This window comes from Oxalicibacterium faecigallinarum, assembly GCF_014635705.1.
GTDB classification, from domain to species: Bacteria; Pseudomonadota; Gammaproteobacteria; order Burkholderiales; family Burkholderiaceae_D; genus Oxalicibacterium; species Oxalicibacterium faecigallinarum.
Window position 1 is genome coordinate 1 of record NZ_BMDI01000009.1, and the last position, 1191, is coordinate 1191.

The following is a 1191-nucleotide window of genomic DNA, read 5'->3' on the forward strand; positions in this document are numbered from 1 at the left end:
ATGGCAAAAGGCAAATTCGAGCGGACCAAGCCGCACGTGAATGTGGGCACGATTGGTCACGTTGATCACGGTAAAACCACGCTGACCGCAGCGATCGCAACGGTGTTGTCGAAGAAATTTGGTGGCGAAGCAAAAGCATACGACCAGATCGATGCAGCGCCAGAAGAAAAAGCACGTGGCATCACCATCAACACCGCGCACGTTGAATACGAAACCGCATCGCGTCACTACGCGCACGTTGACTGCCCAGGCCACGCTGACTACGTTAAAAACATGATCACGGGTGCAGCGCAGATGGACGGCGCCATCCTGGTTTGCTCCGCAGCAGACGGCCCAATGCCGCAAACGCGTGAGCACATCCTGTTGTCGCGTCAGGTTGGCGTTCCATACATCATCGTCTTCCTGAACAAGGCAGACATGGTTGACGACGCAGAACTGCTCGAACTGGTTGAAATGGAAGTGCGCGAGCTGCTCTCGAAATACGAATTCCCAGGCGACGACCTGCCAATCGTCAAAGGTTCGGCAAAACTCGCACTCGAAGGCGACACCGGCCCACTGGGCGAACAAGCCATCATGGCACTGGCCGAAGCACTCGACACCTACATCCCAACGCCAGAGCGCGCTGTTGACGGCACCTTCCTGCTGCCAGTCGAAGACGTGTTCTCGATCTCGGGTCGCGGTACCGTTGTCACCGGTCGTGTTGAGCGCGGCATCATCAAAGTCGGCGAAGAAATCGAAATCGTCGGTATCCGTGATACGCAAAAAACCACCTGCACCGGCGTTGAAATGTTCCGCAAACTGCTCGACCAAGGTCAGGCAGGCGACAACGTTGGCGTTCTGCTGCGTGGTACCAAGCGTGAAGACGTTGAGCGTGGTCAGGTTCTGGCAAAGCCGGGTTCGATCAAGCCACACAAGCACTTCACCGGCGAGATCTATGTTCTGTCGAAAGATGAAGGTGGTCGTCACACCCCATTCTTCAACAACTACCGTCCACAGTTCTACTTCCGTACCACGGACGTGACCGGTTCGATCGAACTGCCAAAAGACAAAGAAATGGTTATGCCAGGCGACAACGTGTCGATCACTGTTCAGCTGATCAACCCGATCGCAATGGAAGAAGGTCTGCGTTTCGCAATCCGTGAAGGCGGTCGTACCGTCGGCGCTGGTGTTGTGGCCAAGATCATCGAGTAA

Annotated in this window: 1 protein-coding gene; it reads left to right on the plus strand. The window is 55.5% G+C overall.

The features are described 5' to 3' along the window. Positions 1–1191 (plus strand): elongation factor Tu, encoded by a 1191-nt coding sequence (gene tuf, locus IEV29_RS16065; RefSeq protein WP_188382298.1) that lies wholly within the window; start codon positions 1–3, stop codon positions 1189–1191.